The sequence below is a fragment of the Parafrankia elaeagni genome, assembly GCF_000374165.1.
GTDB lineage: Bacteria > Actinomycetota > Actinomycetes > Frankiales > Frankiaceae > Parafrankia > Parafrankia elaeagni.
This window is the reverse complement of record NZ_KB893678.1, coordinates 1-4,701: the sequence shown is the minus strand read 5'-3', so window position 1 is coordinate 4,701 and position 4,701 is coordinate 1. Positions and strand designations below refer to the sequence as shown.

Here is a 4,701-nt window from a genome sequence, read left to right as displayed (position 1 = left end):
CTCCGGGTCAGCTCACGGGCCAGGTGCCGGGTCGACTTCGTCGTCCACCGCAGGGGCGATTCCGGATCTCCCCGGGTCTCGGGCTCGACCAGGCCGTCGAGCGCCTCGGACAGACCCGGGTCGGCGATCTCCGCCCGCTTCCGGCCGCCACCAGAGGCTCGTACCCGTGTCGGTACGTCAGCGTCGGCGTCNANCTCCGCACGGCCCCTGGCGATCGTTCCCTTCGCGACGCCGGTCGCCCGCGCGACCGCNGCAATGCCCCCATACCCCCAGGAACGCGCCTCCGCCCCCAACGCCAGCCGCCGGTCCCGCTCGTTCAACCGAGGCAACAGCACCTCAAGCCGTGCGGCCATCGCCGCGAACTCCACCGACCGGTCAACCGCCACAGCCCGGACTCTATCCAGGCAATCACACAAGCCGATCACGAACCGAACAAGAAAATCAAATTATTTCATTACAGTTCCTAACCGGACGCTACGGATCCGCACATCGACCACGTGAGGTGAGAATAATGCCCACAAGAGGCATGCCGAGTCTACCACCACAATGCAAGCACAGCTTTACGGCGAACAAGTGTCCGATCTGCAACGGCTCCGACAGCGGCGATCGTAGGCACGCCGAGGGTCGACCCGGGGAGTCGGACGAGAACCCGCCCTTGGGCGAACGGGGCCAGTAAAGACCTCTGGGGTCGACGCGGTGTACGGTGCAAGCAGATAGGGAACATCACGAGAGGACCGGTGGCCAGCGGTGTCGGCTGCGCCCCTTGGACACCGAATGGCGGTAGCGGGCCAGCGCGAACCGTTTTCACCTGATCTTCAATGCGTTGGGGTTGCCGGCGTAGCCGGCCCGGCGGATCTTCGCGTGGGCGGGTTGGATGGACGCTGTCGGGCCGTTGACCTGCAGGTTTAGGTTCGCATTAGTGCTGGTTGGGTGCACCGATCCGTGTATTGCGCGGACCTCCGTAGCGTTGCTGAATGGTTGCGTTTCGCCCTACCCGTTTTCGCTGCCGCCCGCGGGTGCGGCTGACTGGGTGGGGATGCGGAACGCGGGCTGGATGTGGCTGCGGCCGGTGACGGCGATCTCGGCGACGAGGGCATCGGTGAGGCGACGCAGTGTGGCCGGGGCGCCGTCACGGATGGCGTCGGCGATCCGGGTGGACAGGCGGGTCAGGTCAGCTGTCGTCAGCCGTGGTTGAGCTGGCGGACGAGGGTCCGTAGCCAGGGCTCGGACAGGGCCGGCGCGCCGGCGATCGCGCGGGCGAGGGCGTGGCGACCGGTACGGCTTCGCCCGTGGGCGACGAGGGTGACCGCCTCGGCGAGTGCGACGCGGGTGCGTTCGTCGCGGCCTGGCCCGTCGGCCTCGGCCCGCCACTGTTCCGGGCGGAACGTCCGCGTCAGCTTCGTCTGATTATCTCCGAAGTACGACCAGACGCCCCGGCTCAACGACACGTTCACCACGGCGGAGGCCGGCAGCTGCGCTGTCCACGGCACATGCTGCTGCCAGCGCCAGGTCTTCGGGCTTGTCTTCGTCCGCATCGTCACCCCGACGAACCGCAGCTTGCGCCGGAGCACCGGCCACGAACCCCGCTCGTCGTCGACCCAGCCACGTACCAGCTCGAAGACGTCGGTGAACGTCGATCCCTTCCAGACCACATCCACGAAAGTGACGGGGCGGCTCCGCCGGGCCAACGAGTCCGGAGTGATCTCGAGCGCGGCCAGGAATTCCCGAGCCCGGGTGACGTCGCCGGCCGCCAGGGCATGCGTCACCCACCCGCGGGCGCTCCACGAGGTCCGCGCGAACGACAACGGCAACCGGCCCAGCCGCTGCGGGTCCGGCAGGCCGGCGAACGCCCCGCTAAGAAAGTCGAACATCGAGTCCAGCGACCGGCCGACGAACACCAGATCCCCGCCCCCGCTGCGCGCGACCACCTTCCCCGCACAACCGACCAGCCCGTCGAGAAACCACAGATCCGGCGCCGCAACCCCGTCCAGTAACGAACCAAGCTGATCCGGCGTCACCAGATCCCACCGAAACGGCCCCGCCAACTCACCCGAAAGATCCACGACATCGACTCTGCCACCAACGATCCCGGCGGGATGAGGACCGGGCGGTGTTCACCCGCGGCCCGGCCCGCCCCTCGTTGATCACGGACCGCCGTCCGACGATGTCGATCCGGGCCTTCTTCTCCGGACAGGCTGCACCAGCTATGCGATCAGGGTCCGCTGGTACACCGAAGTGGGTGACGGCTGCTTCGCCCGCTGGTTCCTCACCCCGACGGGGTGAACATACGGTCGTCCGAGCTGTGAGCCGTCGGGCATACGGCCTGTGCTCGCGTCGTACAGCCATCCGTGCAGCCAAGCCCGCGGACGCCGACGGTGAACAGATCAACAACTCAGGACGCCAGGCAGCAGTGCGTCACCCGACTCAGACAGTAACGCGCTCTGGCGCGCGGGCCCACCTGCGCGACGTCCTGACGGGGGCGACCAGCAATCCAGAGGTGTTCGCCTTCCAGCGCCGTCCAGTGCCACAGCAAGCGTTTGCCGAAACGAGTCTGTACCGGCAGTCGGGCAAGGGGCCTGGTGCCTGTCGGGAAGGCGGGCCACCTGCCCTGGGCACGCAGCACGATCATGTTCTGGCTGGTGACGACGACGATCCGGGAGCCGATCACGTGGTAGGTGAGCGTACGCCACAGGAGAATGTAGGCCGCGACAAACCCGCAGAGGAGCAGGGGCATCAGAAGGATGATGCCGTAGCCGAACAGTTTGAAGAGGCAGTAGGAGAGCCAGTAACAGAGCTGGTTACCGACCTCGGGCAACAGAAGGTAGACGACCACGCCGATCGTGTAGCCAAACAAGGGCACCAAAATGCACAGGTACGGAGTGCGCGCCTGGGCCAGGAACACCTCACCGACTTCTTCGCCGGGTTCCAGGTAGGGCCTCACACGGAACGCGATCTCGCTTTTTTTGGTCATCTTGACGTCGAGTGTAAACGCGATTCGGCCGGGCCTCGGGGCCAACAGCCAATCCGCCAGACCCATCCCGTCGGCGGGGTCGACACCGAGTCGATCGACGCCACCGCGTTGATCGGCGCCCACTCCGACGGATAGTCCGCCGTGACCTCGAAGACCATCCGCACCGCAGGTTCACGCAGCTCAGCCGGGTAGCTCGCCCGAAGTGTCATGACTCCATCTCCTCAGAAGATCGAGTTTCCGGACACGCCGGGGGACTTCAGTTTCCCGGCGTAGCCAGCCCGGCGGATCTTCGCGTGAACGGGTCCGACGGACACGGTTGGGCCGTTGACCTGCAGATTCAGGTTCGCATTAATGCTGGTTGGGTGCACCCAAGATCGCGATCAAGGTCGTGAGCTGCGAGAACGAGTTCGCGCACGGCCCTGACGGCGGAAGTGGGCCGCACCGTACGCCACTGGTCACAGCGACCGTTGGCCACCAGACCGGACCGGGGAGCCCCAGGGCAGGCACGCGGTGTACGCGACGGCCATGGGCAGGTGTCGGTCGCGTCTTGGGTGCGACCTTCGTCGTCGATGCGGGCAGGAGCAGAGCCCGATACGGCCAGACATGTCCGGTCCTCACCGACGACTCCGGGTCGCCCCTTCGAGGATCTTGGTGATGTCCTCGACGGAATCGAGGGCGCCGGAAGCGATGCTCACCACGAGGTCGTAGGCCTCATCGTTGGTCAGCGTCAGGCGGCGGCCGTTGACACCGTAGAAGGCGATCAGGCCGGCGAGCGCGAGCCGCTTGTTCCCATCGACGAGGGCGTGGTTGCGAGCCAGTGAATGCAGGAGCGCGGCAGCCTTGCCGTCAGGAGCGGGGTAGGCGTCACGGCCGAACACCGTCGCCCGCGGGCGCGCGAGAGCAGATTCGAGCAGGCCATGGTCCCTGACCACCGGTTCGGAGCCGATGGCCCGCTCGGCGATGTACAGCAGCTCGCGAAGCGTCAGATAGATCATTCGCCAAGCCGTCGGAGCGCCTCGGCGTACCGAGGCAGCTCCTCGTCCAACACCTGATCCAGCAACTCCGCCCGGCTGTGCGCCTCGACGTACTCCCTGATCGCCTGCCGAGCGATCTCCTGCATCGACCGCTGTTCCAGCTCCGCACGCAGGCGCAGAGCCTCTGCCTCATCATCCGTCAAGCGCAGTGTCATCGCCACAGCCTCACGGTATCACCATTGATACCACCATGGGTCCCGCGGCATGGTCGCGGCGATCGACTCCTATCTGATCTTCTTGGCGTTCGCGTTGCCGGTGTAGCCGGCCCGCCGGATTTTCGCGTGGGCGGGTTCGACGGACACAGCCGAGCCGCTGACCTGCGGGTTCAGGTTCGCATTAGTGCTGGTCGGGCGCACCGATCCGTGTATTGCGCGGACAGTCGAGTACCGGTGGTGCTTCGACGGGGCGGCCGGGGCCATGGTTCCGGTGGGTATCAGCGTCAGGGCTGCGCAGAGATCGCACCAGGTTGTGATCAGTGACGTTCCGTAGCCACGTTGTGGGGCGCCTCAAGGTGCCTTGCGCGGAGCGGAGCGAGTTGGATGCGATCCCGCCACGCTCGCCCGGGATGGGCCGCACAAATCAAGGCCACGCACACCCGGATCAAATTCCGAGGAAACGACGCAGAGCTTCACCGGAGAAACTCCGGCAGCCGAATTACCGAAAACGTGGCCAGCCGTAGTGACGGAAGTGGCCTTC

Annotated in this window: 5 protein-coding genes; all 5 read right to left on the bottom strand. The window is 66.3% G+C overall.

Annotation, left to right across the window (positions count from 1 at the left end):
• Nucleotides 1-353 (bottom strand): ISAzo13-like element transposase-related protein (locus tag B207_RS0104335; protein WP_035739935.1); only part of this gene is annotated, 353 nt, incomplete at its 3' end.
• A gap of 828 nt (nucleotides 354-1,181) precedes the next feature.
• Nucleotides 1,182-2,063, bottom strand: a complete 882-nt coding sequence (locus B207_RS41065) for a hypothetical protein (protein WP_026310664.1) — start codon at nucleotides 2,061-2,063, stop codon at nucleotides 1,182-1,184.
• Between the two features lie 329 nt (nucleotides 2,064-2,392).
• A complete protein-coding gene (locus tag B207_RS0104325; protein ID WP_018635296.1) occupies nucleotides 2,393-3,094 on the bottom strand; it encodes a hypothetical protein in 702 nt (233 codons plus the stop codon).
• 491 nt (nucleotides 3,095-3,585) lie between these two features.
• The gene (locus tag B207_RS0104320; RefSeq protein ID WP_018635295.1) at nucleotides 3,586-3,966 is read right to left on the bottom strand and encodes a type II toxin-antitoxin system death-on-curing family toxin; all 381 of its coding nucleotides are present in this window, start codon (nucleotides 3,964-3,966) and stop codon (nucleotides 3,586-3,588) included.
• Nucleotides 3,963-4,160 (bottom strand): ribbon-helix-helix protein, CopG family, encoded by a 198-nt coding sequence (locus tag B207_RS0104315; RefSeq protein WP_035739931.1) that lies wholly within the window; start codon nucleotides 4,158-4,160, stop codon nucleotides 3,963-3,965. Before B207_RS0104315 ends, B207_RS0104320 begins: the two co-directional genes overlap by 4 nt.
• Nucleotides 4,161-4,701 lie beyond the last annotated feature (541 nt).

What these genes read in the sequence shown, in the direction of transcription:
- B207_RS0104320 (WP_018635295.1), bottom strand. Translation starts at nt 3,966, where the DNA reads ATGATCTATCTGACGCTTCGCGAGCTGCTGTACATCGCCGAGCGGGCC.
- B207_RS0104315 (WP_035739931.1), bottom strand. Translation starts at nt 4,160, where the DNA reads ATGACACTGCGCTTGACGGATGATGAGGCAGAGGCTCTGCGCCTGCGT.